Origin of the sequence: Gulosibacter macacae (assembly GCF_003865375.1) — a bacterium.
GTDB lineage: Bacteria > Actinomycetota > Actinomycetes > Actinomycetales > Microbacteriaceae > Gulosibacter > Gulosibacter macacae.
This window is the reverse complement of record NZ_RQVS01000003.1, coordinates 84,518-111,493: the sequence shown is the minus strand read 5'-3', so window position 1 is coordinate 111,493 and position 26,976 is coordinate 84,518. Positions and strand designations below refer to the sequence as shown.

General features: G+C 64.4%; 24 protein-coding genes. 10 read left to right on the top strand and 14 right to left on the bottom strand.

What is annotated here, in order from left to right; genetic code table 11:
* The first annotated feature begins 80 nt into the window (after positions 1 to 80).
* Together EG850_RS03235 and EG850_RS03230 are read left to right on the top strand one after the other, a co-directional pair.
* On the top strand, positions 81 to 1,517 hold the full coding sequence (locus tag EG850_RS03235; RefSeq protein WP_124969869.1) for a DEAD/DEAH box helicase: 1,437 nt from the start codon (positions 81 to 83) through the stop codon (positions 1,515 to 1,517).
* A gap of 109 nt (positions 1,518 to 1,626) precedes the next feature.
* On the top strand, positions 1,627 to 2,514 hold the full coding sequence (locus EG850_RS03230) for a VOC family protein (protein ID WP_124969866.1): 888 nt from the start codon (positions 1,627 to 1,629) through the stop codon (positions 2,512 to 2,514).
* Between the two features lie 39 nt (positions 2,515 to 2,553).
* Here EG850_RS03230 and EG850_RS03225 read toward each other — a convergent pair whose 3' ends face one another.
* Together EG850_RS03225 and EG850_RS03220 are read right to left on the bottom strand one after the other, a co-directional pair.
* Positions 2,554 to 2,868, bottom strand: a complete 315-nt coding sequence (locus tag EG850_RS03225) for an antibiotic biosynthesis monooxygenase family protein (RefSeq protein ID WP_124969863.1) — start codon at positions 2,866 to 2,868, stop codon at positions 2,554 to 2,556.
* A gap of 217 nt (positions 2,869 to 3,085) precedes the next feature.
* On the bottom strand, positions 3,086 to 3,556 hold the full coding sequence (locus tag EG850_RS03220; protein WP_124969860.1) for a nuclear transport factor 2 family protein: 471 nt from the start codon (positions 3,554 to 3,556) through the stop codon (positions 3,086 to 3,088).
* Between the two features lie 89 nt (positions 3,557 to 3,645).
* Between EG850_RS03220 and EG850_RS03215 the strand changes: the two genes are divergently transcribed.
* Complete coding sequence (locus EG850_RS03215) at positions 3,646 to 4,221, top strand: PadR family transcriptional regulator (protein ID WP_124969857.1); 576 nt, start codon at positions 3,646 to 3,648, stop codon at positions 4,219 to 4,221.
* A 95-nt stretch (positions 4,222 to 4,316) separates the two neighbouring features.
* Here the strand turns inward: EG850_RS03215 and EG850_RS03210 are convergent, their stop codons facing one another.
* The 3 genes from EG850_RS03210 to EG850_RS03200 all read right to left on the bottom strand — a co-directional run bounded on the left by EG850_RS03210 (position 4,317) and on the right by EG850_RS03200 (position 6,720).
* Complete coding sequence (locus EG850_RS03210) at positions 4,317 to 4,991, bottom strand: DsbA family oxidoreductase (protein ID WP_124969854.1); 675 nt, start codon at positions 4,989 to 4,991, stop codon at positions 4,317 to 4,319.
* Positions 4,988 to 5,176 (bottom strand): hypothetical protein, encoded by a 189-nt coding sequence (locus EG850_RS03205; RefSeq protein ID WP_124969851.1) that lies wholly within the window; start codon positions 5,174 to 5,176, stop codon positions 4,988 to 4,990. Before EG850_RS03205 ends, EG850_RS03210 begins: the two co-directional genes overlap by 4 nt.
* A 77-nt stretch (positions 5,177 to 5,253) precedes the next feature.
* Positions 5,254 to 6,720, bottom strand: coding sequence for an XRE family transcriptional regulator (locus tag EG850_RS03200; protein WP_124969848.1), 1,467 nt, complete (start codon positions 6,718 to 6,720; stop codon positions 5,254 to 5,256).
* 185 nt (positions 6,721 to 6,905) lie between these two features.
* On the opposite strand from EG850_RS03200, the gene aceA reads away from it, so the two are divergent.
* Positions 6,906 to 8,219: an isocitrate lyase gene (gene aceA, locus EG850_RS03195; protein WP_124969845.1), complete on the top strand. Its 1,314-nt coding sequence runs from the start codon at positions 6,906 to 6,908 to the stop codon at positions 8,217 to 8,219.
* Between the two features lie 46 nt (positions 8,220 to 8,265).
* Complete coding sequence (gene aceB / locus EG850_RS03190) at positions 8,266 to 9,939, top strand: malate synthase A (RefSeq protein ID WP_124969842.1); 1,674 nt, start codon at positions 8,266 to 8,268, stop codon at positions 9,937 to 9,939.
* Between the two features lie 88 nt (positions 9,940 to 10,027).
* Here aceB and EG850_RS03185 read toward each other — a convergent pair whose 3' ends face one another.
* The gene (locus EG850_RS03185; RefSeq protein WP_124969839.1) at positions 10,028 to 10,933 is read right to left on the bottom strand and encodes a hypothetical protein; all 906 of its coding nucleotides are present in this window, start codon (positions 10,931 to 10,933) and stop codon (positions 10,028 to 10,030) included.
* A gap of 113 nt (positions 10,934 to 11,046) precedes the next feature.
* Between EG850_RS03185 and EG850_RS03180 the strand changes: the two genes are divergently transcribed.
* Positions 11,047 to 11,898 (top strand): NADPH-dependent oxidoreductase, encoded by an 852-nt coding sequence (locus EG850_RS03180; protein WP_124969836.1) that lies wholly within the window; start codon positions 11,047 to 11,049, stop codon positions 11,896 to 11,898.
* Between the two features lie 7 nt (positions 11,899 to 11,905).
* Here EG850_RS03180 and EG850_RS03175 read toward each other — a convergent pair whose 3' ends face one another.
* The 6 genes from EG850_RS03175 to EG850_RS03150 all read right to left on the bottom strand — a co-directional run bounded on the left by EG850_RS03175 (position 11,906) and on the right by EG850_RS03150 (position 19,055).
* Entirely contained in the window at positions 11,906 to 12,349 is a 444-nt protein-coding gene (locus EG850_RS03175) for a hypothetical protein (RefSeq protein WP_124969833.1), read from the bottom strand.
* 146 nt (positions 12,350 to 12,495) lie between these two features.
* Entirely contained in the window at positions 12,496 to 13,656 is a 1,161-nt protein-coding gene (locus EG850_RS03170) for a putative Ig domain-containing protein (protein WP_124969830.1), read from the bottom strand.
* A gap of 45 nt (positions 13,657 to 13,701) precedes the next feature.
* The gene (locus tag EG850_RS03165) at positions 13,702 to 13,923 is read right to left on the bottom strand and encodes a hypothetical protein (protein WP_124969827.1); all 222 of its coding nucleotides are present in this window, start codon (positions 13,921 to 13,923) and stop codon (positions 13,702 to 13,704) included.
* Between the two features lie 106 nt (positions 13,924 to 14,029).
* Positions 14,030 to 14,854, bottom strand: coding sequence for an aminoglycoside phosphotransferase family protein (locus EG850_RS03160; protein WP_124969824.1), 825 nt, complete (start codon positions 14,852 to 14,854; stop codon positions 14,030 to 14,032).
* A gap of 629 nt (positions 14,855 to 15,483) precedes the next feature.
* Entirely contained in the window at positions 15,484 to 18,015 is a 2,532-nt protein-coding gene (locus tag EG850_RS03155; protein ID WP_235829190.1) for a S8 family peptidase, read from the bottom strand.
* Between the two features lie 83 nt (positions 18,016 to 18,098).
* A complete protein-coding gene (locus tag EG850_RS03150; RefSeq protein ID WP_047691388.1) occupies positions 18,099 to 19,055 on the bottom strand; it encodes an AAA family ATPase in 957 nt (318 codons plus the stop codon).
* A 267-nt stretch (positions 19,056 to 19,322) separates the two neighbouring features.
* On the opposite strand from EG850_RS03150, the gene EG850_RS03145 reads away from it, so the two are divergent.
* Positions 19,323 to 19,667, top strand: a complete 345-nt coding sequence (locus tag EG850_RS03145) for a hypothetical protein (RefSeq protein ID WP_034375417.1) — start codon at positions 19,323 to 19,325, stop codon at positions 19,665 to 19,667.
* Positions 19,668 to 19,736: 69 nt separating this feature from the next.
* Complete coding sequence (locus EG850_RS03140) at positions 19,737 to 20,732, top strand: DNA-processing protein DprA (RefSeq protein WP_124969818.1); 996 nt, start codon at positions 19,737 to 19,739, stop codon at positions 20,730 to 20,732.
* A 66-nt stretch (positions 20,733 to 20,798) separates the two neighbouring features.
* On the opposite strand, the gene mobF is transcribed toward EG850_RS03140, so the two are convergent.
* Positions 20,799 to 24,329 (bottom strand): MobF family relaxase, encoded by a 3,531-nt coding sequence (mobF, locus tag EG850_RS03135; protein WP_124970175.1) that lies wholly within the window; start codon positions 24,327 to 24,329, stop codon positions 20,799 to 20,801.
* Positions 24,330 to 25,070: 741 nt separating this feature from the next.
* Here mobF and erm point away from each other — a divergent pair.
* Positions 25,071 to 25,898, top strand: coding sequence for a 23S ribosomal RNA methyltransferase Erm (erm, locus tag EG850_RS03130; RefSeq protein ID WP_124969815.1), 828 nt, complete (start codon positions 25,071 to 25,073; stop codon positions 25,896 to 25,898).
* The gene (locus tag EG850_RS03125; protein ID WP_124969812.1) at positions 25,808 to 26,374 is read left to right on the top strand and encodes a helix-turn-helix transcriptional regulator; all 567 of its coding nucleotides are present in this window, start codon (positions 25,808 to 25,810) and stop codon (positions 26,372 to 26,374) included. The genes erm and EG850_RS03125 overlap by 91 nt, the downstream gene beginning before the upstream one ends.
* On the opposite strand, the gene EG850_RS03120 is transcribed toward EG850_RS03125, so the two are convergent.
* Complete coding sequence (locus EG850_RS03120) at positions 26,355 to 26,951, bottom strand: TetR/AcrR family transcriptional regulator (RefSeq protein WP_235829188.1); 597 nt, start codon at positions 26,949 to 26,951, stop codon at positions 26,355 to 26,357. The genes EG850_RS03125 and EG850_RS03120 overlap by 20 nt on opposite strands.
* Positions 26,952 to 26,976: the final 25 nt, after the last annotated feature.

The window sequence follows — 26,976 nt, the reverse complement described above, 5'->3', positions numbered from 1 at the left end:
GAATCGGCTCACCGGGCGTAGACTGGCAGTTTGCCGTCGCGTGACGATCTCGCCGCGATGCGCCTAAGAGAGAGCTTTTCATGACTGAACCCACCTTCCACGAACTCGGCGTGCCCGCAGCCCTGGCTGATGTGCTTGCCGCCGAGGGTAAAACCACGGCATTCCCGATTCAGCGCGACACCCTGCCCGATTCGCTCGGTGGTCGCGATGTGCTCGGCCGCGGTCGCACCGGTTCGGGCAAGACCATCGCGTTTTCGCTGCCCCTCGTGAACCGACTTGCCGAATCGGGCGCCCGCACCCGTCCCGGCCACCCGCGCGGACTCGTGCTTGCCCCCACTCGCGAGCTTGCCACGCAGATCGCAAAGACCATCGAGCCACTTGCCAAGGCCAAGGGCCTTAGCGTCACCACCATCTTTGGCGGCGTCAAGCAGACCCGGCAGGTTGAGGCGCTGCGAGGCGCTGTCGACATTGTCGTGGCCTGCCCGGGCCGACTCGAAGACCTCATGCAACAGCGCGAGGCCGTCCTCGACTCGGTCGAGGTAGCAGTGCTCGATGAGGCAGACCACATGGCCGACCTCGGCTTTCTTCCGGGCGTCACCCGCATCCTTTCGGCGACGCCGACCGGTGGCCAGCGCTTGCTGTTCTCGGCGACGCTTGACCGCGGTGTCGATCAGCTCACGCGAAAGTTCCTCTCGAACCCCGTCACCCACGCGGTTGATGAAGACAGCGTGCCGCAGGGCGAAATGGTCCACCGCGTGCTTGTCGTGCCGTCGCGCGAAGAGAAGACAGCGCTCGTGCACGAGCTCGCCTCGGGTGAGGGCCGCCGCATCCTCTTCACCCGCACGAAGCACATCGCGAAGAAGATGGCGCGCAAGCTCACCGCGGATGGCATCCCGGCAGTCGATCTGCAGGGCAACCTCTCGCAGAACGCACGTGACCGCAACCTTGCTGCCTTCGCTGCCGAACCGGGCACACCCGGTGCCGTGCGCGTGCTCGTGGCCACCGATGTCGCGGCTCGTGGTGTGCACGTCGACGATGTCGAACTCGTTGTGCACGTTGATCCGCCGGTGGAACACAAGGCCTATCTGCACCGCTCGGGCCGCACGGCACGTGCTGGTGCTTCGGGCGTCGTGATCACGGTTGCCGTCGAGGATGAGCAGCGCGAGGTGTCGACGCTCCTGCGTCGCGCGCAAATCAAGGCGCCGTTTGATCACGTCACGGCCACCTCACCGGTCGTTGACCATCTCGTCGGGCCGCGAGCTGCGCCTGTCACTCCGGCGCCGGCACCGCAGCCCCAGCAATCGGGCGGTGGCCGTGGCCAGCAGTCGCGCGGCCAGCAGTCGCGCGGCCAGCAAGCGGCCCGTGGCGAGCAAGCTACCGCGCAAGCTTCGCGTGGTCAGCAACAGCGCGGCGGTCAGGGTCAGCGCCGCAATGAAGGTGCTGGCACTTCGTCGAACAACCGCAATCGCCGCTCCCGCGGTGGGCGCGGTCGCGGCGGCGCACCCGCCGCACACTAGCTAGGCGCACCGGGCACGAAAACAGGCCGCGGTCGGCAATTCCACGACGAGCGGTCACAGGCTCTCGTCGCCAGCGCCGAACCTCGGCGCCCAAACGCAGGAGCTGACCATGCAGTTCATCACGCCAAACATCTGGTGCCAGGGCAATGCAGAAGAGGTCGCTGACTTCTATGTCGCGACGTTTCCGAATGCGCAGCGCACTGGCGGCTCGAACTATCCGACCGAAGGCTTGCTCGACTTCCAGCAGGATTTCGCGGGGAAAGCCCTCACGGTTGATCTGGCGATCGACGGCTATGCCCTCACGTTGATCAACGCCGGCAACGAGTTTCGGCCCACCCCGGCAATCTCGTTCATCGTGAACTTCGATCCAAGTGCCATGACGGATGCGGCAGGCGCGCTCGACGCGATTTGGGCGCGGCTTTCCGACGGGGGCGAAGTGCGGATGCCCCTCCAGGAGTATCCGTTCAGTAAGCGCTACGGCTGGGTCGAAGACCGCTACGGCGTGAATTGGCAGCTCATGCTCACCAACCCCGAGGGCGAACCGCGCCCGTTCCTCATCCCCTCGCTGCTGTTTACCGGAGCAGAACTTCGCGCTCGCGAGGCCATTGAGCGCTACACCTCGCTCTTCCGCGACTCACACCTCGGCAACGTGTTGCCCTATGGCGAAGCTGGCGGGGCCGAACTCGCTGAGGGCATTATGTTCAGCGAGTTCACCCTCGGGGGACAGTGGTTCACCGCCATGGACGGCGGAAGCGATCACGAGTTCACCTTTGGTGAAGGGCTCTCGTTGTCGGTCGCCTGCGCCGACCAGGCTGAGATCGACCGCTACTGGGATGCGCTCTCGCACGTTCCTGAGGCGGCCGTCTGTGGTTGGTGCAAGGACGAGTTCGGCGTGAGCTGGCAGATCGTGCCGGCCAACATGGAAGAACTCATGGCGAAGCCCGGCGCCTACGAAAAGATGATGCAGATGTCGAAGATCGAGATCGACGCGTTCTAGGTCGGGGCCGAGGTAAGGAGCGCAGCCCGCGTAGCTCGACTAGTCGGTCGCTTTCGGCTTGACGTCAAGCACAACGTCGAACTCAAGCAGGTTCGCGCCGGTAGCGACCGGCTTGCTGTGCTGTCCGGCGTGCGCCGCACGCGCATCGCCGTCACGCCAGGCCGCGTACGAGGCTTCATCGGCCCAGTGTGTCACCACGAAGTAGCGGGTTTCCCCAGCAGTGGGGCGCAGTAGTTGAAAGCCAAGGAAGCCGGGCGAGCCGTCGACCGCTCCCCCGCGCTCAGCGAAGCGTCGTTCGAGCTCGGGGCCAGCCTGCGGCGGCACGTCAATGGCATTGATCTTTACGATGGTCATGCCTCGAGGCTAGCCGCACCACCCTAGACGCCATCGTCAATTCGAGTCACGCACAAAACAGCATCTGTCCAGCATTACCGGGACTGGGAATAATCACACGCTCACTTCCACACATGTGCCGAATTTATACGCATGGATTTTCACTTATTAACAGCGATACATGGAACGCTCCCGCAAATATATTGCAGCCATGCCTATTCATAAAATGAAATTACACCTACCAACGATTCGCACCCTGATCAGCGATCGGCGCCGCCAGCGCATCCGGATGCCCAGCCACCGCGTCGCGCGCGAGCGTGCGCTCGAGAGCTGATGTGTCGGTGTAAATCGAGACGCGCGTGACCTTCCCCCAGCGCAGCTCCATCACGTTCACACCACCGGCCGAAGTGCGCACACCATCAACCCCTGAATTGGTCTCGACCCACTCCGCAACCGCCAGTGTCGACCACGGCATGCCCCGCACCCGAATGCGCTTAATTTCAAAGGAAATGCCAGGAAGTACCGACGTCAAGCGCTCGTACCAAGCACGGATCGAGTCGGGCGTGTTGCGCGTACCCGCGAGGGCATGTTCACCAATGAACGTGTGCACGCAATCGCGCGCGAGCTTGTTCGTAATTGCCGTAATATCACCGGCACTGAGCCCCGCAAACGCACCCCGCAACACTCGCTCCACGATCACTGCGTACATGCCAATCCTCCCTGATCACAAGCACATCCTTACAGTCTAGACCGGACGGTTGAGCGTTTGCTTGCAGGTTTATGCATTACAGTTTCTAAATGGCCAATCCCCAACTCAGCACCGCCGGACAAGTCATTCTCGGTCTACTCGCACTAGAGGGACCAAAAACGTCTTATGAATTGCACGAACTGATCGATCAATCAGTCGGCAACTTCTGGAATTTCCCGCGCTCCCAGGTTTACGCAGCGCCGCGTAAGCTCGCCGAACTTGGACTCGTTGATGAAGAACAAGAAGAGGACGGTCGTCGCCGACGCCACTTCACCATCACCGATGCGGGTCGCGAAGCACTCATGTCGTGGCTCAATTCACCCGGGGGGCGCCCTGAGTTGCGCGATGGCGGTCTCCTGCGCCTGTTCTTCGCCGACCTCAACGATGACGCCGAGGTGAAGCGACTGGCTGACGAGCAGGTTGAACTGCACAAAGCTCGCCTGAATGACTACGAGCACCTCGTCAAGATCGGCCGCACTGAGGCGTTTGATGGCGCCACCATCGCCCTGCGAGCCGGACTGCACTACGAGCGTTCGCAGGTCGCATTCTGGGGCGAAGTGAGCGACGCCTACACCAACGGCAAGTCAAAGCGCGGCGCCCGCAAGGACGCAGTCTCGGCTCGCTAATCTCAGCAACACCAACCTCAGCAACACAGACGGCCAGAACAAAGCCCCGGGCGTGTGCATAGTCACACTCGGGGCTTGTTCTGTGAGCTGGGAGGCTAGGCCTGGGTCGCCTCGCCGACCGAACGCTCCCGCCAAACCGTGTCGAGCGCCTGGCGGAAAGTCTCGGTTGGCTGGGCACCCGAGATCGCATACTTGCCGTCGATGACGAAGAACGGCACCCCGTTGATGCCGTATTGGCGCGCGAGATCGATGTCGGCAGTCACTGCATCCTCGTACTGCTCGGAATTGAGAGCAGCGAGCGCGGCGTCACGGTCAAGTCCCACTTCGGCGGCGAGATCAGCGAGCACTTCGTGGTTACCGACCTTCAGCCCGTCGGTAAAGAATGCTTTGAAGAGGCGAATCACCAGCTCGTGCTGGCGACCGTGCTCGTCGGCGAAGTGCAACAAGCGGTGCGCCGCGCGCGTGTTGGCCGCGACGGCACGATCGAATCGGAACTCGAGCCCGATCGCGTCGCCGCGCTTCGCGATTTCAGCGTTCATCGCCTCAGCCTGCTCGCGTGGGTAGCCGCGCTCGGTCACGAGCATCTCGTTGAGGTTCATATCGGTCTCGGGGGCCAGCTCGGGCATGAGCTGATACGAGTGATACTTCACGTCAACCTGGTCGCCGTGCTCGAACTCCTGTAGCGCCTGGTCAAGCATGGTGTCACCGAGATAGCACCACGGGCACATGACATCGCTCCAGATGTCGATGCTGAGGCGTTCGTTACTCATGCGCACACTCCGTTCACATCACAGGCGCCGAAGCCGCCCTCAGTTGCCACCATCGTGAATGGTGAGACGGCGAGTGGTGCCGCCGTTTCGTGGGAATCCTTCGACACATCGGCAAGCTTCTCGTCGATACCGTCGCCAGGCTCGGTTCCGGTCGGCAAATTGGGATGCTCGGCATGACTTGTCATGCTCTCGACCGTAGTCGCGGCGGTCGTCGGCCGCGAGCGCATCCGGTCAGCCATTGGCGAACCTCACAGCGCAGCGATCAAGCGCTCGGGGCGTGTCGGTCAAGAAATTCGAGCACCGCCACGCGGTCGACCCCAGTGTACGTGCCATTCGGCATCGCCGCGAGGAGGGATGCGTTGAGTCGAGCGCTCGGCCAGGCAGTTTCGCGCCAGCGTGAGGAGAGCTCGTCGGCGGGCTCTCGGCAGCAACTCGGGTCGGGGCACGTTGACGAGAGTCGTCGCTGGGTGTCGCGGCCGCGGAACCACTTCGCATCAGCGAAGCGCGTGCCGACACTGATCGAGAACTCGCCAGCCGATCCCGATTCAATGCGAGAGGTGCACCAATACGTGCCGGCTGGCTTGTCGGTGTACTGGTAGTACGGGCTCATGCGGTCTTCCGAACCGAACACCTGCCGCGCGCTCCACCAGCGGCAGACCACCTGGCCTTCAATCGTGCCGAGCGCATCGCTCGGGAACTGCACGTCGTCGTTTTGGTACGCCTTGAGAATGGCGCCACTCGGATGCACCTTGATGAAATGCACCGGGATGCCGAGGTGCTCCGTGGCGAGGTTACTGAAGCGGTGGGCGGCCGCTTCATAACTCACCGAAAACTCATCGCGCAGGTCTTCGACCGACAGCGCCCGTTCATCCTTCGCGGCCGTTAAGAACTCAACCGCACCCTGTTCGGGAATGAGGATGGCACCTGCGAGATAGTTCGTCTCGACTCGTTGCCGCAAGAGGTCGCCGAAGTCGACCGGTTCGCGTTTGCCGAGCACATGTGCCGCGAGCGCCTGCAGCACCGTTGAGCGCGGGTCGGTCGCGTGGGGCCGCAGTGGCAGGTAGATGCGATGATGCTCGGCGTCGGTGATGCTGCGGGTGGAGTGCGGCAGGTCGGCGACGTAGTGCAGGGTGAAGCCGAGGTGCGCGGCGAGTTCCGCCGTGGCGCGCTGCGAAATCGGCCCACCGCGATGCCCTATGGCCTCGAGCAGTTCGCGGGCCGCGCGCTCGAGTTCGGGGTAATAGTTGCCGCGCTGGCTTTGTTCGCGTCGCAATTGGCCGTTTGCTCGGCGTGCCTCTTCGGGGGTGGCGGCACGTTCTTCGTGGAGCCGGCGCAATTCATCGTGCAGCTTCAAAATCGTTTCAATTGCCTCATCGCTGAGCGACTTGCGCACCGGCAGTTCGGGGAGCGCCAGGCTGTTGTAGAGCGTCCCGCGCTGGGCACGCTCGAGCGCGATTTCAAGCGCGGCTCGTTTCGACGGCGGCTCGGGTCGCAGCAGGTCGTCAAACGACACTTCAAGGATGCGCGCAATCTGTTGCAGTTCACCCACTTTGATCTCGCGGCGGCCGTTCTCGATGACCGAGACCTGCGAGGGCGCTTTGCCGAGTCGCTCCGCGAGCGCCTGGAGCGACATTCCGCGCGCGAGGCGACCGGCCCGGATGCGGCGGCCAATGGTGAGCGAGTCGAACATGTCTTCAGCGTGGTCGACGACCGCGTCGTTGCGTGTCATGCAGGACAGCGTCGCACGGTGAATCTTCGGTTTGGCAGAAATATCGCGTTATTTCACTACGAGAATCGCCGATTCGGGGTCGAAATTGGCGCAAACCTGAATGCAAGACCTCCGCACCCGGCCTCCACACCGAAGCGGAATCCCCCACCAAATCCATCCAGCCGAATGACAACAAGGGAGTTGCCATGACCTCGTTCACCCGCCCCGGAGACCAGCGCACCACCGCCGCCGAACTCGCTGCCGAATGGGATGCTGACCCGCGCTGGGCGGGCATCCGCCGCGACTACACGCCGGAGGACGTGCTCGCCCTGCGCGGTCCGGTACAAGAAGAGCGCACGCTGGCACGCCGCGGTGCGCAGCGACTCTGGGACCTCATCCAGGAAAACCAAGACGACCCCGAGTCGTGGGTGCGCGCCCTCGGCGCCCTCACCGGCAACCAGGCCGTGCAACAGGTGCGCGCGGGCCTGCAGGCCATCTACCTCTCAGGCTGGCAGGTCGCCGCCGACGCCAACCTCTCGGGCAAGACCTACCCCGACCAGAGCCTCTATCCCGCGAACTCGGTGCCGGCCGTCGTGCGCCGCATCAACAATGCGCTCATGCGCGCAGCCCAAATTGAGTTCGCCGAAACGGGCACGAACTCGCGCGAGTGGCTCGCCCCGATCGTGGCCGATGCCGAGGCCGGGTTCGGTGGCCCGCTCAACGCCTACGAACTCATGCTCGGCATGATCGAGGCAGGAGCCGCGGGCGTGCACTGGGAAGACCAACTCGCAAGCGAAAAGAAGTGCGGACACATGGGTGGCAAGGTGCTCATCCCCACCGGTCACCACATCCGCACCCTCAACGCCGCCCGCCTCGCTGCTGACGTCGCTGGCGTACCGAGCATCATCATCGCCCGCACCGACGCCCTCGCCGCCAACCTCATCACCAGCGACATCGATGAGCGCGACAAGCCATTCCTCACCGGCGAGCGCACCGCCGAGGGCTTCTACGAAACAACCGGCGGCATCGAACCGGTCATCGCACGCGGCCTCGCCTACGCCGAATACGCTGACCTCCTCTGGGTCGAGTCGAGCGAACCCGACCTCGAGCTTGCCCGCCGCTTCGCCGAGCGCATTCACCAGGATTTCCCCGGCAAGCGCCTCGCCTACAACTGCTCCCCCAGCTTCAACTGGCGCCGCCACCTCGACGACGAGACCATCGCGAAGTTCCAGCGTGAACTCTCGGCCATGGGCTACGCCTTCCAATTCATCACACTTGCCGGGTTCCACTCCCTCAACTACGGCATGTTCGACCTCGCACTCGGCTACCGCGACCGGCAAATGTCGGCCTACGTCGAGCTGCAAGAACGCGAGTTCGCGGCGGCCGCACAGGGCTTCACCGCGCACAAGCACCAGGCCGAAGTCGGCACCGGGTACTTCGACCGCATCGCCACCACGCTCAATCCCGAAAGCGCCACCCTTGCGCTCGTGGGTTCGACCGAATCGGAACAGTTCCACTGATCTCGACCGCTCGAGATTCGCAACGGTTCGAGAAAGGACCACGATCATGATTATCACCACGACCACCACCGACCACCCGACCACTGAGTTGCCCGAAGATCCGTTCACCGAGGGGCCCTCCGCGACCCGCGGCAGCATCACGGTTACCGGCCCGCTCGAGCCCGGATTCGACCACATCCTCACGCCCGAGGCCCTTGAGTTCGTTGCGGCGCTGCACGACCGCTTCGCTCGCATCCGCTGTGAGCGTCTCGCCGCCCGCCGCGAGCGCCGCGCCCGCATCGCCGCGGGCGAGATGCCTCACTTCCTGCCCGAGACCGCCGGCATTCGCGAGGATGCGAATTGGCGCGTCGCCGGTGCTGGGCCCGGCCTGCACGATCGCCGGGTTGAGATCACCGGCCCCACCGATCGCAAGATGACCATCAATGCGATGAACTCGGGCGCCCAGGTGTGGCTCGCCGACCATGAGGACTCACTCAGCCCGACCTGGTCGAACATCATTGGCGGGCAGATTAACCTGCGCGATGCGATTCGGCGCGAGATTGATTTCGTCTCGCCCGAGGGCAAGGAGTATCGACTCGGAGACCAGACGCCGACGATTGTGTTTCGGCCGCGCGGCTGGCACCTCACCGAGCGCCACCTCGCCTATTCGCAGCCGGGCGGCAGCCGCGGTACTGTCTCGGCATCGCTCGTGGATGCCGGCCTCTACCTCTTCCACAACGCTCGCGAACTCATTGCGCGCGGCGCCGGCCCCTACTTCTACCTGCCGAAGCTCGAATCGCACCTTGAGGCGCGACTGTGGAACGACGTGTTCTCGTTTGCCGAGTCGCGACTCGGCATTGAGCACGGCACGATCCGAGCCACCGTGCTCATTGAAACGTTGCCCGCGGCGTTTGAAATGGATGAGATTCTCTACGAGTTGCGCGACCACTGCGCTGGCTTGAATGCGGGTCGCTGGGACTACCTCTTCAGCGTGATCAAGCTGTTCCGCGATCGCGGCCGCGCGTTTGTCTTGCCAGACCGGGCGCAACTCACGATGACGGTACCGTTCATGCGGGCCTACACCGAGCTACTCGTGCAGACCTGCCATCGCCGCGGTGCGCACGCGATCGGCGGTATGAGTGCGTTCATCCCGAACCGTCGCGACCCCGAAGTCACCGAACGTGCTTTCGCGCAGGTTGCTTCCGACAAGCAACGCGAGGCGAACGCGGGCTACGACGGCACCTGGGTTGCGCATCCTGATCTTGTGCCGATTGCTCGCGAGCAATTCGATGCGGTGCTGGCAGGTCGAGTGAACCAGGTTGAGCGGCAGCGTGACGACGTGCGCGTGATTGCGGCCGACCTGCTTAACTTCAAGATTGAGGATGCGCGCATCACGAACGCCGGCATCCGCGCGAACATTCGCATTGCCGTGCGCTACCTCGACAGCTGGCTGCGCGGCCAAGGTGCGGCGGCGATTGACAATCTCATGGAGGATGCGGCCACGGCCGAAATCTCGCGCTCGCAGCTTTGGCAGTGGATCAACCAGGGGCTCGTGAGCGATGAGGGCCGCCCGATCGTGCGCGAGCGGGTCGAGTACTTCATCGACAAGTACGCGGATGAACTTGCCGAGGAGCCGGGTAACCGCGCGGCGGATGCCGCCCAACTGATGAAGGAGTTGGTGCTTGGGGAGGAGTTCCCGGCCTTCCTCACCGTGCCGGCGTATGACCGCTATCTGAAGTAGGTCGCCTCGACGAAAGAGTCATCAAAAGTGGGGGGATCCGGTTATATAACCGGATCCCCCCACTTTTGATGACCGTTGCGGTTTCGCACTACGCCGGCAGTAGCCCTTCAGGGGTCTCAACCAGGAACTCGAGGTCGCCGAGCGCGGGCCACGCACCCAGCTCGTGCGGGCCGTGGCCAGCCATTTCCCATTCGATGAGGTCGTCGCGGTCCCAGTCGGCGCCTTCCTGAATGGCGACGCTGTCGAGGCGGCCGTCCATCGCCCAGACGACGACGTCAAAGGTACGGCCCTCTATTGCGTGAAAGCGCGCGACGACCGGCAACTTGCCGGTGCCGGGCACTGCCAACGGTAGCGATGCATCCACCTCAATGGCACCGGAGGCGACGAACCCCTCTTCGTCGGTCGGCACATACTGCCGGAAATTCGCCGTCGCGAGCTGTTCGCGAAGCGCGGCGGCACCCGGTCCATCCACTCGATCGAGCATGGCCGCGACGATTTCGCGCACTTCGCTCGGCAAGGGGCCGAGTTCCTCTTCAATTTCGCCGTCGAGGTGCCAATCGGCCAACTCGGCAACCTCCTCGGCGGGGCGGCGCGCATCCAGCCACCACGTACCCGCCATAATCGCCGCACCGCCAAGCGCCATGAGGGCGCGAGGTCGTCGCACGCCCGCACGTTGCAACCCACGCTGAAGCCGCGCGTCGAGCGCTTCCGAAACCTCGGAACCGGCGAGTACCGCGCCAGCAGTTGCCGCCGTCAGCCCGGCAGTGAGCTGTGGCTGCACCGTGCCGTCGCGCTCGCCCTCAGTGCGCAGGAGCGCCCAAGTCGAGTACGCACCGAGCGCAGCCGTCGCCAGCCGATAGCCGAGTCGGGCGCCTGGCCGCAGGCGATTCGGATCAATGAGCCCGAGCACCGTATAGCCCGCAGTCGAGAGCACACCAAAAGGCACGCCACGAGAGTTGAGCAGAGTTTGAGCGAAGTTACGCGCTGAAGTCATGCACGCCACGCTATCGAACCGAAGGTGAGCACCGCCAAGCACCGCCGTTTCAGCCGCGCCTCGTTAGCATCGAGTGTCAGCCCGGCACACCCCGCGACGGAAGCGAGCAGCACATGACCGACTCACCTCAGCCAAGCGATTGGCGTTCTGAATCGGCATCGCTACTCGCCACTCGCTATGGGCTCGAGTCGTGGCCCGATGCCGAGGTGGTGTCTTCGCCCACGATCGACCTGCAGCTTCGCCACCGCTCGGTGCGCAAGTTCACTGCCGAGCCGGTCACCGACGCCGAACTCACGAGCATCGTCGCGGCAGCCCAATCGGCATCCCAATCGTCGAACCTGCAGATTTGGAGCATCGTGGCCGTTCGCGATGCCGAGCGCAAACGACGCATCTCCGAAGCGATCGGCGGGCGCAGCTACGTCGAAGACGCCGCCGTCTTCCTCATCTGGGTCGCCGACTTCCACCGCGCCGCGAAACTCGTCGAGACCCAAGACATCGAAGCCACGACAGTCGGGTACATGGAAAGCACGCTCGTCGCGTTCGCCGATTCGGGCATCACCGCGCAGAATGCACTCCTCGCGGCGGAATCGCTCGGACTCGGCGGCGTCTTCGTCGGCTCCATCCGCAATAACCCGGCCGAAGTCGTCGCCGAGCTCGGTCTGCCCGAGTTCACCTTCCCGGTTTTTGGGCTCGCCATTGGCCATCCCGACCCGACCGAGCAAGCGGGAACGAAGCCCCGACTGCCGCAGGCGGCCGTGCTCCACCACGAGCAATACGACGCCGAGGCATGGGAGCAACCCGTATCTGACTACGAAAACCATCTCGCCGAGTACTACGCCGAGTTCGACAAGCCCAACTACAGCTGGGCGCGCACGATCGTGCGCCGGCTCGGCTCAGCCGCCGGGCTCCACGGCCGTGACCGGATGCGCGACCGCCTGCGCGAGCAAGGTTACGACTCCGAGTAGGTGCGACTTAGCCACCACAGTCACAAACACCGGTGGCGGGCAGGGTAAGGAAGCAGCTGTCGCACACTCCGTAGTCAATCGGGGCCGCCTTTGCTGGCGTTGCGCTCGCCTCGCGAAGTTTGTTCTCAGGATGCACCAATCCCCAGCCGCGCTGCGAGTCGAACGACTCCACCTCGCCAAGAAGAGCCTGCACGATGGCTGCCGATTCGAAGCCGTTGGTAAACCCACTGTGGATGTGGAGATCGCGGCCGCCGTCGCGTCGCACCGCCTTGATGTAGCCGCCGCGTTCGTAGAGGCCGATGACATCGCATCCTTCGACGATGCGACGGATCAGCGTGTGATTCTCGAACGGAATGTTCATCTCGCTGAGCGCTTCGCTGAGCGATGCGAATTTGCGCGATCGGGCGTCGCTCGCGCTTGAACTGGATACTGACCCGGTGGTCTCAACCATGCTCATCCCTTCACCGGTGACGAGGGTATGTCGCTGACCTGCACGTATGGCGTGAGCGTATGGATCGCGCGCACGGTGGTAATCGCAAGCGCGAGGGCGCATCGCCGTAGAGATGCACCCTCGCTCTGGTTCAGATTCGTGAACGGCTAGTTCGCGCGACCGAGTCGCGACCGGAAGCCGAGGAGCGCCGCGCCGGCAAGCAGCAGTGCCGCACCGCCGAAGAGGATGCCCGCATCGTTTCGGTCGTTACCGGTCTGCGCGAGGTGGTTGCCCGGCTTCGCTGCCGTAGCCGTAGCAGTAGCCGTTGCCGAAGGCACAGGCACCGTCGTCGGCGCGATGGCTGTCTCCGTGGGCTGCTCAATCGGGGCCGGCTCAATCACGAGCGCATAGGTGTGCGAGATGGTGTTGCCGACCGCGTCGAGGGCGCTCACCGTGATGGGGAAGGTACCCGCTTCGGTCGCGGTACCGCTCAGCGTGCCATTTTCGTTGAGCGTGACACCGGCAGGCAGTGCGCCTTCAGCAAGCTCGAACCGCTGCACCGGGAAGCCCTCGGTCACGGTGAACTCGTGCGTCACCGCCGCACCCTCGATTGCGGGCGACGGATCAGCATTCGTGAAGTCCGACCAGACGATCTCATACGCGACCCAGCCGTTGAAGCGCGCGGTCTCGTGGGCGAACTTGGCTCGGATGATTTCCGCATCCGCAGCGAGCTCGGTGAACGAAACCTTCTCGGTGTCAAATGTGTAGGTATTCGTGTACCGATCCGGCGCTACGAAGCCCGCATCCGTGCCATCAACCGCGGTCAATTCACCGGCAACAATTGGATGCGTGTAGCTGGCCGCGCCGACCGGAACGTACGCAACTCGGTCAGCGGTCGACCACTGGCTGGTGCCGTAGAAGGTCGTCAGGCCAGGGCCACCGAGACTGTCGAAGTTGAGCACCTGGTTACCAATTGCGCGCAAGTCAGTCAGATTGGTCAGCGCCGCGAGTGGCGAAACATCGCGCACCTCGTTGTTGCTGATGGCCAGGTAGTCGAGGGTCGCGATCTTGGCAATTTCTTCGACCGAGGTCAGGCCAATGTTGTTCACGGTGAGCTGCTTCAGCGGCAGGTTGGCGAGGGTGGCCGTCTGCGAACCGAGCAGCGGCTGCGAGTTGAGCTGGAGCACCGTCAAGTTCTTCAGCGCTGACATGAACTCAATGCTCGCGAGATCGGGGTTGTAGTCGAGTCGCAGCACGTCGAGGTTAGTGAGCGCCGCGAGGTTCGAGGCGTCAGCGATCTTATTGTTCGGAAGAATCAGCGTCTTCAACCCCGTGAAGTGCTCGAGACCCGTGAGGTCGGTGATGCCGAGGCCCTAGCAGCTGAGCCGATCCGGGAATGTCGCGACGCCAGCCTCGGTAATCGGCGTCGCTGCGTCGCGCTTGAGCGCACCGTTGATACATCCGGCGAGTGCCGCATCTTCGATGAGTGCAAACGTTGCCGCTTGTGCGGTGGTCGGCACGAATGCCGACGTGGCGAGCGCTACGCCGAGAGCACCGGCGGTGAGTAGATGAATCGCGTGCGCTTTGAGTCTCATGAAACCGTTATGTCGCTCACGGCTTACTCACAGGGCTGTTTTGTGAGGGCCTGAATTTGCCAATCTTTGCACGGGATCAAAAGCCAGCCTCGTCCCAGTTCACTAATCACTCGGAGCGGTCAGTAAGTCGTGCAGCGGCGAGATCGGCGATCACGAAATCCCGGTCTCGCCGCTCCGCATCACCGTCCTCGTCGAACCACGCTGCAGAGAGGCCAGCAAAGGCAAGCACCCAGCGTAAGAGCCGTTCGTGCGACAACCCGGATGCAACCACGATGACCTCGAGTTGGCTCGCGAAGCGCTCGGGGTCGGCGGCGGTTGGGAGATCTGGATTGGTGAGGAGATTGGCGTAGTCATAACCGCGGTCGCCGTAGACGCCTTTCGGATCGATCGCGAGCCAGCCCCGGGCGCCGAAGTCAAGGACATTGTCGTGGTGCACGTCACCGTGAAGCACGACCTCATCACGCGGATCGGCAAGGAGCGATTCGGCCACAGCCCAAGACCGTGCGTAGCGTCGGTCGTCATTGCGCACCAGGGCGAGCGAGTTGAACCAGTCAGCGAGCGGGGTGAGGGTGGCTTCGGGTGCGCCGGGCCGCTGCCGATGTAGGTGCTTGATGGCGTCACACAAGATCAGCGTGGCGTCGCTGTCGCGGCCGGTGATGGCCATGTTCATGAGGTCGCCGGAGCCGGTTGCTCGCTCCATGAGCACGGTGTCACCGTCATATGCGAACACCTCGGCGGCGCCGTCACCGCCCCACCAGCGCAACACGGCGGCCCCGGCTTGTTCTTCGGGGGTGTTTGCGCGCTTGAGCATTGCGGGTCGGCCCTGCCAGCGCACCGCGAGCAGGTCGCTGCTCGGGGTTGAGAACGGCAACCCGTCGGGAGTTAGGCTCCAGCGTTCGAGCACTGGTTGCCACTGGTCAAGCGGATGCATGTCGCCCTACTCTACGGCGACCGCCGGCACCCCCTGTGCTAAGTACAAAACACCCGCAACTTCGGCCTGTTTCCAGTGAAGTGCGGGTGTTTGGAGTGGTGGACCTAGCGGGAGGCTTGTCGAAACTTGCCCCGCCGGTGATTCAGATGTCGCGAGCACACCAGTCCATCCGCGCGAGAAAGCACAGGACGCACCGCCGGAGGCACCAACCGCAGCAGGCGCCGCGAGCGTCCGCAGACCTCCTCCAGCGAGCGGAAGCCGCTTACGTTGCCGGCGGGTCCCTGAAGGCTGTGGCCCGGCAAGTTGGCCTCGGACACGAGCGACTCTCTCGCCTCCTGCGAGAGGGCGGTGTCGTCCTCCGCAACCACTCCCCGTCGATCAGCGAGATTCGGCTGATGCGGTCCATGTATGAGCAGGGGGCTTCACTGGAGCGTGTGGGCAACAAGTTCGGCTACACCGCGGGGACAGTCCGCAAACACTTGATCGCCGCCGGTGTCATGATGCGCGACACGCACGGTCGTGTCTGAATGGAGCCCCCCACGGTTTCGGCAAGAGCTCAAGACATCATGACCAACGCTGATGTTTCCAACAGGAGCTGGGTCCGAGTATGCAGTCCTTCGCCGTTCATATCAGCTCTGTACCCGGCCGCGCGCGCGATCGCGGGCTTGCTGCCGCAGTCTTGCCCGTACTTCGTCGTGGATCGTGGTCGAGGTCTGCTCTGCTGTCTCGATGGAGACCACGAGTGCGTATCGCACCGTCTTACCAGCACCAAGGTGTTGGGCGTCGTCCATGCATTCAACGTGGATCGGGAACGTGTCATCGTCGCCGAACACCATGGCGCGGCTGCCTTGGACGATCTCGTGTTGGAGGCTCCCTCGCCTGACCGAGTTGTGCTCCGCATCAATGCGTTCTCCGCCTGCGAGTTGCTTGTCTGGAGTGGCGAAGTACACCTTCGCACTTCGGTAGCGGTTGAGCCGACTGACAGTGGGGGCCATGTACGCCAGGGTGATGGTGAGGCGATGCCATTCTGCGCGTGCACGAAGCGAAGGCGGGAGTGGCAACTCATAGGTGTGACGTTGGTCGCCGGCTATCAGCCCTCCGCTGACTAGGACTGCTCTGTTTGTGGCCCCAGCGCCGAGTCGATCTGTGTCGAGGCGCCCGTAGCCCAGAAGCGCGGTCAGGTGTCGACGAGCTTCCTGCTTGCTCAGCTTGAGTTCGCGGCGCAGTTGCGGTTCCCAATCGCCCCAGCTTGTCGCATGGGCAAGGAGGGCTCTCACTAGTAGGGGATGATATTGAGGATCTGGCAGCGGCGCGTCTTCTGAATCGTCGGAGCCAGCTTCAAGGACATCGAAGAGTCGGCTGGCCTCGCGCGTCACCAGTGCCGTTGCGTTGCTCGTGCCGACGCTGAAGACGGTGTGGTTGGTTGCGCCTGCTCGCCCAGGTGCAGCCACCTGGAGCCCCGGACCGGTAGTTGCGGTCTGGGCCAGTTCCACGGCAACGGTTTCTAGGCGATCGGCTGGAATGACGGGGCGGGTGTAGAGCGCTCTGCCACCGGTGTGATGCAGGTCGGGCTTGACTGATCGATCGACGCCGGGTCCCGTAGCGCCGTAGTGGGCAGGTCCGTTCGGGTGCGTAATGTCCCAGGCGGTGTCTGGTACGTCGATATCGCCGAGCCCGTCGGCGTGGGTCGCTCCGATGGTGAGTGCGTTGAGAGCATCTCCTGGAGGGAGGATGCCGCGCAACAGCGCACTGTCGTGGAGGGTTCGGATTGCAGCGGATCGAGCGGATTCGGGGTCGCTGGCCACGGTAACGGGAATTGTGATTGGGCCGAGGTGATTGCCAGCGCTGACGATGAACAGCAGGTTGTAGGAGTGAGCTAGCCAGTCGAGTAGTCGGCCAACAGGGCTCATCCTTCTCACGAGCGCTCGTGCTTGGGACCCGATGGAGAGGTTGATGACGCGCACGCTGGGTGCGACAGGGTCGTGGCCGGCATCACCTTCAACGATTCGCTTGACCGCGCGGTGTAGCAGGTCAGGGAACAGCCTGTCTGGCAGGGTCTGTTCGTGTCCTGACATGAACTCGTGGGGTTGCATGATTGGACGCACATAAAGGGGCCGGTCGATCGGTTCACTGCGGGTGGCAAGGTCTCCATGAATGATCAAGGACGCCATCGCCGTGCCGTGGTAACGAGAGGCCAGCGGGTAGTCCTCGCCAAGACCATCAGGATCATCGACTACCAGTCGACCTGCGAGGGCGTCATGGTTGGCGAACGGCAACCCATCCAGCAAGGCGACCCTAGGCAACTCAGAAGGGGCACCTCTTCGGGGTTCCAGGTCGAACTGAATACTCGTTTCCGTGGTCGGCGGTGCGACGTGCATAGGGGTGAACGGGCTGACAAACATGACTTCGTCTGTGGCCAGCAGTTGGATCGACTCGGCACCCTCGGTGGTCAGTGAATGAACCTGTTGAATCGGCAGTTCGGCAAGCAGGGCGTGGTAGCTGATCTCCCCGATCTGAGAGCGATCGAGCACACGCCCGCCACTGTCGGCGATGACTTGCTCGACGTGCGCTTGCGCGGTGGCGCGCTGTCTAGCATCGGAGCGGTACCACAGCTCGATTTCAACCATCACAGTGCTCACGGATTGGCCGACGAGGTCGAGCGTCTCTTGCCACTGTTCGCGAAGGCCGGTCTCTCGGATGCGATCCTCTGGCCCCCAGCGTCTGATTGAGGTGAGCTGTTCGAACGCTGTCTTGAACCTGCCGAGGCCACGAGCAAACTTTGTTGTTGGGTCTGTTTGCCAAGTCTTGAACAAGCTGCGGAGTTGATCAATCGCTCTTGCGTTCGACAGCATCAGGTACAGGGAGTGCTGAACGGGCTTGTCCGTACGGCCGCTCTTGGACTCCACCATGTGGAAATCGTCGTCAGGGTCAGATTGCTCCCCGATCAATTCAGACAAGAACTCCAGCCCGTCGACTTTGTCAATCGCGTTGCGGAAATCCGTGACGCTGCCGGCGAGGTCAAAGACCACTACCAAGGCCGGATCTACCTCATCCCGCGCGTCAGGCGAGAGACGTGCGCGCTCGGCATCGAACGCCGAGCGCAGTTCACCAAATTGCGGTGTCAGGCGTGCGCCCTGCCTGCCGCTGGTTGGTTTGGACAAGCGTGGCAGATCGCGTGCCTTTTGTTTTGGTCGGCCTGCAACCTTCGGTGCCCCGAATGCCAGGAGGGGCCGAGGCTCGGCCGTCATCCCGTTGCCTGATCTCGTCTGTGCTCCAGACGTTCTTGGACAATCTTCCGGAGGTTGCTGTCGGGGAGTTCGAGGACTGCTCTGCGACGCACGTCGAGAGCGAACTCTTCCAGTTCGGAGAAGCTAGCTCCCGCAAGTTTGTCCGCCAGAGTGCGCGGGGCAAATCCGAGATCACCGCCCAGCCGGGCGGCGAGGCGTTCGAGAAAGCGCGTCGCTTGAGCACGGCTGGGTGGTTCGAGTTCGGCGCGGATCTGGAAGCGTCGCCATGCTGCCCGGTCGAGAAGCTCGCTGTGGTTTGTCGCCCCGACTAGAAGGACATGCGGAGGCAGCCGGTCGATCTGGAGCAGCAGTGTCGAGACCACGCGCTTGATCTCTCCTGTCTCGTGCTCGTCCGATCGCTCTTTAGCGATGGTGTCAAGTTCGTCGAAAAACAGGACGCAACGGCGCGTCCGTGCGAACTCGAAGGCATTGTCGAGCCGTGCAGCGGTTTCGCCCAAGAAGCTTGAGACCACTCCTTCATAACGGATGACGTAGAAGGGCAGCATCAGTTCTGAGGCGATCGCCTCGGCGACGCTGGTCTTGCCGTTACCCGGCGGACCAGACAACAGGAGTCGGTTGCGGGGCTCGATTCCGTAGCTGCGGAGCAGCTCGGAACGCTTTTGCTCTTCAATCAACTCAGCGACGACCCGACGAGGGACCGGTGCAAGCTCTAGCTCTTCCAAGCGGCGTTGAGGAACGATCTCCTGGATCAGGTCGCGCATAGCTGCCGCATGGTCGTCACGCGGAGCGCTCTGCCCAGTAGTGGTAATCAGCTCGGACAAGCGGTCAGCGACAAGGTGATGCTGGTTAGCTCGCTCCTCAGCGATTACAGCTTCGACGAGAACGCGAAATCGGTCTCGGTCACCACGTCTCTCCGCTTCGACGAGGTCAAGTAGCAGGTCAGCACGCGCCATCTCTGCCTCCTTGAACCGCTAGCCGTTACCCTTGCTCCATCTTAGCGGCGAGCACCGGGAACCGAGAGAGCCTCGCCGCCGTGGACACCCCGGTCCCCGCGCGACAGCGGCGGGTTCACTTCCCTCGCGACTGCCAGGCAGTATGGTTGCCTGTAGGCGGCCTCTACCTGCGTGGCCCACCGTTGGATGCGGTGGTTGACCTGATGGCTTCGGTCGGAGTGGTCCTCTTGTTTCCTTGTCGCCGGTGACGAGGAGAGGACTGTGCTCATGTTTCGCCTGATCTGGATCGCCAGCATCCACACGCGGGACTTCCTGCACCGCTACATGCCGACCAACATCGTCTTGGACAGGCTCCGCACGCGGCGGGGGCTGAAGTGGGGCGTGCCGGCGATGTTGCTGGCCATCCCGTATCTCGCGGGCGCGAACATCCTGACGATTCTCATCGGCCGCGGTGCGCCTGGTTGGTTCCACCTGCTGGTGCTGCTGTGCATCTGGAACGCGTTCAAGTTCCTGGTCATGGGGCCGGTGAGCGTGGTGCTGTTGGTGCGTGCCCGCACTACTGAGCGTCGCGACCGGCGCCTGCTGTCACGTTCGCCGGTGCCCACGGCCTGACAGCCGCGCGAGGCTCGCGGGCTGTGTTGGCGCACCTACTCGGCGGAGTCTGTTCGAGGAGGGTGCGTCATGTCTGGTGTTACTGGTCTTGGTGTTGATGAGCGTCGTGCCCGAGTGGTGCTGGCCATGCTGGCGGAGCCTGATGATCCCGTCACCGGTGGGCTGATGCGCCGCGTGGGTGCCGTTGAGACGCTCGGGCTGCTCGACACCGACACGACCGTGCCGGGTTTGGCCCGGGTCGATGGTCAGGTGTGGCGTGACCGCCTCACCTCACCGGGCAGGCTGGATGGGCTTGACCAGCGGCTGCGCATGGTTGAGGAGAGCGGGATCGCCACTCTGGTCCCGGGGGATGCGCACTGGCCCCGAGCGCTGGATGATCTCGACGAACGCGCTCCGTATGTTCTCTTCGTGCGCGGGGCGACGTCGTTCCTGGCGCGACCGTTGAACGATCTGGTGACGGTCACGGGGTCTCGGGCGGCCTCTGCGTATGGGGAGCATGTCGCGGGCGAACTGGCTGCCGACCTCGCGAACCGTGAACGCGTGCTGGTGGCCGGTGGCGCCTATGGTGTCGAAGCTGCCGTGCACCGCGCGGCATTGGCGGCCGGTGGGGACACGATCGCGGTGCTCGCCGGTGGCGTGGACCGCCCCTACCCGAGCGGGCACAGTGACTTGCTGGATCGGGTGGGTGATGTGGGTGCGCTGGTCAGCGAGCTTCCTCTCGGAGCGGTGCCGACGAGGCATCGGTTCCTGGCCCGCTCCCGACTGCTGGGGGCCATGTCAGCGGCGACGGTGGTCGTGGAGGCCGGTGCGCGGTCGGGGGCACTGCGCGTGGCGTCCGAGGCCCGCCAGCTCGGACGCCAGGTCGGTGCAGTGCCGGGGCCGGTCACCAGCGCCACCAGTCATGGTCCGCACGAGCTACTCCGCACCGGCCACGCACACCTGGTCACCTCCGCTGCCGACGTCGAAGAACTCACCGCCGACCGCACAACCCATTGTCCGGGGCTGTCAGCCGAGTTCACACGGCACACGGCGCCGGCGGCTGGACCGCAGGAGCGATCTCTTTAGCCCGGTCGACAGATAGTGGGGCTCGCACCATCCCTCTGGACGGTGCGAGCCCCTTCTTTGTGCCCCTTACAGGTCGAGGTACCGCGTCGCCTGGGCAGCGGGGCGATGACGCTCGTCGTGGATGGTCGGGCGGGGCAACGTCCGGAGCGCGGTTTCGGCCCGGGCACGGTCGATCCTCTGCGCCGCGCCCTCGGGCTCGGTGCCGAGCGGGGTGGGGTCGGTGATCTGGTAGCGGTCACGGTAGGCGGCGACAACCACAGCGCGGCGTCGCCACTGCTGCCGCTCCCGCCCACTGGCGGGTATCGGACCGAGTGCCATAGCCCATGGTTCTTGCGTCTGCAGGGCGGTGTCGAGGATGGCTTCTGCTCGGGTTTCGATGAGGTGGCGGCGTTCGGTCAGGGCTTGCTGCATGTCGGGGGTCATGGGGCCGGCGGCTTCGGGGATCAGTCCGGCGATGAGACGCGGCGCCCGTCGTGCGCGGCCGGAGCCGGCGGGTCGGGTGGTGGCGTTGGCGAGGCGGTGGTGGATGACGGAGGCGATGTCGTCGGCGTCGGCGAACCCGCGCGCCTTGATGAGGCGTGGCAGGAGGGTGTCGACGTTGTGGTGCTTGGCTTCGGCTCGGCGCAGTTCCGCAGTCAGGGCGCCGAAAGCGTCGGAGTCGATGACGGCGTCTGCTTGGTCGGTGGTCAGGCCACTGCTGGTGATGAGGGTGGTCCAGCGGTCGTGTTGGGCTGCGGCGGCGATGGTTTCGTATTCGGCGGCGAGTTGGGCGATCGAGCCCCACCGGTCCTGCTCGGCGGTGATGGTCTCGTGCGCCGACAGCTCAGCACCGCTGTGTTGGAGCACGCCGTAGAGGACCGTGCGGGCGGTGGCGTCAGGATTGTCACCCGGATGCGCAGTGGCGTGATCATCGGGACGGTCGAGGACGACGTACGCCTGATTCGACTCCCGTCCGCGCGTCATCGCGACGTACAGGTTCTCCCGCGTGGTGGTGGGTTCGACGAGGACGTGGGCGGTGTCGGTGGTGATGCCTTGGGCGCGGTGGGCGGTGACGGCGTAGCCGAGGTCGACGTGCTCGGCCACGTAGTCGGCGGGTAGGACGATGCTGTTTCCGAACCTGGCCCCGGGTGGGCGGATCGTGACCGACCCATCGCCCCGAACCTGGCTGATGGTCCAGGTTTGGCCGTTGCGGATCCAGCCGTGCCGGTTCCGTAGCCGCCGGTCGTTGTGGCGGGTGATGATCGTGTCCCCCACGCCCGCTGCCGATCCGTCGGACAGGGTGATTTCGGGGCCGGGCTTCAGCGTGCCGTCCAGGATGAGGTCAGCGCGGGCGCGGACGTTGAGGGCGGTGACGTTCTCGCGGGTTTCGGCGATCAGCACCGACGCCAATCCCGCCTGGCGGTCGTGTCGCCAGGCGGTGTAGGCGGCATCGGTCATGGCCTCGGCGTCGCCGTCGTGGATGCGATCGCGTGCCAGGTAGGTGTCGATGACCGGGGTGCGGCCGTGCCGTAGTTCCAGGGACGCGGTCTTCTCCCAAGCATTCGTGAAGCGGTGGACATCGACCAGCTCGGGAGCATCGTCACGGTCGTGGATCACCAGGCTGAACGCACCGCCAGCGTCGACGGACTGGAGCTGGGCGTAGTCACCGACCAGCAGCACCTTCGCCCCCGCCTCCTCCGCTGCCTGCGTGATCCGGTCCAAGGAGAGGGTGCCGGCGAGGGAGGCTTCGTCGATGATAACCAGCTGCCCGGCCTGGAAGGTGGCGCCGGTGTGTTGGTAGGTGGTCCACCACTTCGCCGTGTTCTCCGTCTGAATGCCCAGATCGTCGGCCAGCACCTGCGCCGCCACCGCAGACGGGGCCAACCCCACCACAGACCCGGCGCCATGCTCGGTTTCCCATGCCCGGCGCAGCGCATTCATTGCCGTTGTCTTCCCGGCTCCCGCCGGCCCCACCAACACATCCACCACCCGGCCCGAGACGGCGACCGACGCCAAAGCTTCAGCCTGGTCGGGACCGAGCACCCGACCCTCGGCGTCAGGCTTGCTCGTGATCGTTTCGACGGTGGCGAGGTCGATGCTCGGCCCGGTGGTGGTGCGGGCCCGTTGCAGGAGGCGGTCTTCGGCGGCGAGGAGGGTGTCGGAGGAGAACACGGTCGAGTGCTTCGGCCGGAACACGCTGGTTCCGTCCAGGCGGCGGAACTCCACCGGGCTCGTGGTCAGTTCGGGTGGGGTCAGGCGTAGCGAGGCCTGTTCGGCGGCGTCGGCGACCATCGCGGTGATGGCTTCGCGGTCCTCGACGGTGGCGAACCGCCACCCCATCGTTTGGCGGGCGGCTTCGGCCATCAGGTTCCAGCGCCGCCACGTCGAACGCTTCTCCCCGACCACCTCGACCACCGAGCGCCCCACCTGCCCGATCAGATCCAACGGCACATCATCAGCCCGCAACAGCAACGGACGGTCCCCGCCGGTGACGGTCCGCGCCCACACCGTCGCATCACTGCCCAAGAGTCTGCTGGCGCGGGTGCGCCACTCGGCCGTCAGTTCCGCCAAGGATCGGACCTGCTTCTCCGGACGCGTCGCGAGCGTGGCCTGGGCGCGCAGTTTCATGACGGTCGCCGGCGACGGGCGCCTGCCGTGCTGGGTCACGTAGTCAGCAATCAGCGCGTCGGTCGCCTCGTTGATGTGCCGGGAGCGGGTCGAGAACTCCGCCACCAGTTCCTCGGGGACGTCGGTGATCGCCCATGACGGGTTCCGGTCCCGGCCCATCTCCCGCGGCTCCCAGCTCACGCCGAAGGTGCGGGTCATGTGATCGGCGAACACAGCCTCGTGCAGCTCCGACAACGCGACAACCGCGGCATGCATCGGACGCCCATCCAGACTCCGCCACTTCCCATCCAACACCGTTTGGGCCTTGTTGCTGATCACCACATGCGTATGCAAGTGCGGGTCCCCAGCACGGGAATCAAAGTGATCAAACACCGTCGCGATCAAACCCGTGACGTCGACCTGTGCAACCGCACCATCCCCAGCAGTTGCGCCCGTGCGGGTGGCTGCAACCTCGCGCTCCATGAACGCAACCACCGCCGCAACCGCCTCATGATGGGCTTGCGCAATCAACGCCTGCGTCCCCGCGTCCGCAACCGCCCACAACACCGACGCAGACTTCGGCACACTGAACGTGAAATCAAACCCCGCCACCGCACGCCGCGACCCCCGCGCAGCCTCCTCCGCCTCAATCTGCGCAACGACCCGCCCCCGCCCCACCGCCCCCAGGGCAGGGTCCAGCTGCGCGACACGGTCCGCGACCCGCTCCGCCGTCGAGCTGTACACCGGATACGCCCGCCCCAAAGGCACACCAGTAATCGGATCCCGCCCCATCCCCACCAGCAACTGAAGCTGCGCCTCCGACACCTGCGCTCCAGGGGCGATTTCACCATTACCCAAAGCAGTGACACCGGAACCAAGCCAGCGTCCAGGTGGGGTGCCAGCCTCGGCGTAGTAGCGGGTCAACGGAGTCGACAGCGACCGGTCACCATCACCAGCCGCCACAGTGCGCAGCAGGTACGTGTAGCCGTCGCCAGCCGACATCACCCGCATCGACACCGTCAAGACGAACCACCTCTCTCACCGAAAGGTGCTCACGTCCTAGATGCGAGAGAGGGGGTGACCTATACGGCCACCCCCTCGGCGGCGTCGCCGCCAACCTCCTGGATCTTTTCGCACTCTGGAGGTTTTGCCGTTCACCGAAGTCTCGGGAACGCCACCCCGTTGCCAGGATGGAATGCGCCACGTGGCTACGCCGCGACGCGCTTCTCGCTTCTCAGGGTTCCAGCCGCGAGGTTATCCACGGACCTACGGCCCCTCCACAAGCGTTTTACGACTCCCACATGCCGCAGGCGTCGTCCAGCAGAGAAAGCGTCGGCATGCCGACCACCTCCTTTTGGGCGCGACGTTCACTACGTCGCGCAGTCAGAGTACCGACCCGGCAACCCAAGCAAGCCTCGATCTGCAAGAGGCGTGGCAGATCTGTCGAGGTCTCTCACGGAACGAATCTCGATGATGCCGAGGCTCTGCGGCCGTGGGTTAGCTCGGGATTGGTACTGGCCAGCATTGATACGGATCTCCGCGTCTTTGGGCAGAGGCGGGATATTGAGTCGCTGACCGGCAGCGGGGTCACCTACGCTGGTGGGCATGTTGTTCTACGGCACTGCTTCGCTGCGTCTGCGCAGCCGCTAACAGCGGCGGGCACCCTCCACAGGTTGTTGCTCCCGCACCCGATGATCACGGCCGGGCGGCTCTTTCAGCGTGCCCGGCTCCGCAACAACCACGGAGCAAACAGTGCCTACCTATCGAGGTGGCCGTCATGAGCACGGCCAGAACTTCCTGACTGACCCATCCACCATTGCCACGATCACACGGCTCGTGGCTGCCACCGAGGGCCCGATCATCGAGATCGGCCCCGGTGACGGAGCACTCACCACCCCGCTGGCCCAGCTCGGGCGACCGGTGACTGCCGTCGAGATCGACACCAGGCTCGCCCAACGCTTGGCCCAACGTCTCCCGTCGCACGTGGAGGTCGTCGCCGACGACTTCCTGACCTACCGGCTTCCAACATCTGCGCATGTGCTCGTCGGCAACCTGCCGTTTCACCAGACCACAGCCATACTGCGCCGCATCCTGCACTCCCCGGCATGGACCGATGCCATCGTGCTCGTGCAATGGGAAGTCGCGCGGCGCAGAGCAGGCGTCGGCGGTGCCACGTTGATGACCGCGCAATGGGCGCCCTGGTACGAGTTCACGCTGCAAAGTCGTGTTCCCGCTCGCGCGTTCACCCCACGTCCGGGCGTCGACGGCGGAATCCTCACCATCCACCGCCGCGAACACCCGCTGCTGTCCCCGACACGGCGACGCCAGTTCCATGCCCTAGTCCACCGCGTCTACACCGGCCCCGGCCGCGGGCTGGCCCAGATCCTCGCACGCAACACCTCACTCGGGTCACCACAGACCGCACAGGCGTGGCTGACACGCCACGGCATGACCGCTGCAGGACTCCCGAAGGACATGCCCGTCGAGGCATGGGTGGACTTGTTCAAGACCACCGGTTCTTCACCGCCTGCGCACCGTGCGCAGACGCAGCAGGTGAAGTCGAGGAGGCGCCGTCGATGACCATCGCTGCGCGGCATCAAGCCTGCCGCTACACGTCAACAGCTAGGAGTGCCACGGAGCACCGTTCCGGTGAAACATCCACAGAACTGGCAGCGCGGCTGCTCGCAGAAGCACCTCAACGGGATTGGCGGCTCCGTGAACTTGCCGCGCTGGTTCACCTCTCGGTGTCACAGCTGGGCAGAGCGTTCACACAACGATTCGGGATGCCGCCCATGCGGTACCTGGCTCACATTCGGGCCCATCGGCTGGCTGAGCTCCTGGTCGAGACTGATCTTCCAATCGGCGTCGCCATGACAAAAGTCGGGTGGCGCAGCCGTGGGCATGCCGCACGGCAGTTCACCGACTTCGTCGGGATCAGCCCGTCCGAATATCGGCGCACTGCGATTGGGCGCACTCTCACGGAGACCAGCCCGTGGCCATCAGCAACGCAGGGCAGCCCCGAATCAAAAGGCCCCCTCACGACAGGAGTGCCGTGATGCCGTCGGAGAGAATCTCGCGTGGGCTGATGTGGTGCGTCGCGTGTAGCCGCGCATAGGTAGGAGCTTGGTCAGGGTCAATGGCGACGCGCTTCTCGTCAGACGCCATGGGTGCGGTCAGCGAGGCGCCAATCACCAGGTTGGACAATCGGTAGGCAGTTCCCAGCGGATCCGGGGTACCCGCTTGTTCCAGCAGGACGCACATCCGCTCGGAAAGGGCCAGGTACGCCGGGCCCCTGGGAGCGCGCATACCGATGACCTGACCGGCCCACCGGTGGGTCGTGAGGTGCGCGAAGAAGGCGTGCATCAGGGCAGGCAGGTCGGCGTTGCGGATCGACTCGGACATCACGGGATCGTCTGCAAGCGCTGTGTCGAGGGCGAGGTCGAACAGATCGTCGACGGATTCGACGCGGGAGTACAGGCTGGCTGGAGCGACACCCACCTGTTGCGCCACAGATCGCAGGGTGAGGGCCCTCAACCCGCCTTCGTCCAGCAGCCTCACCGATGCCCTCGCAACCTCCACGATGTCCACTGCGCGGAGGCGTTGCACAGGTTTTCGGTGTTCCCAGTAGCTCACCCCACCAGCCTAACCAAACACGCTT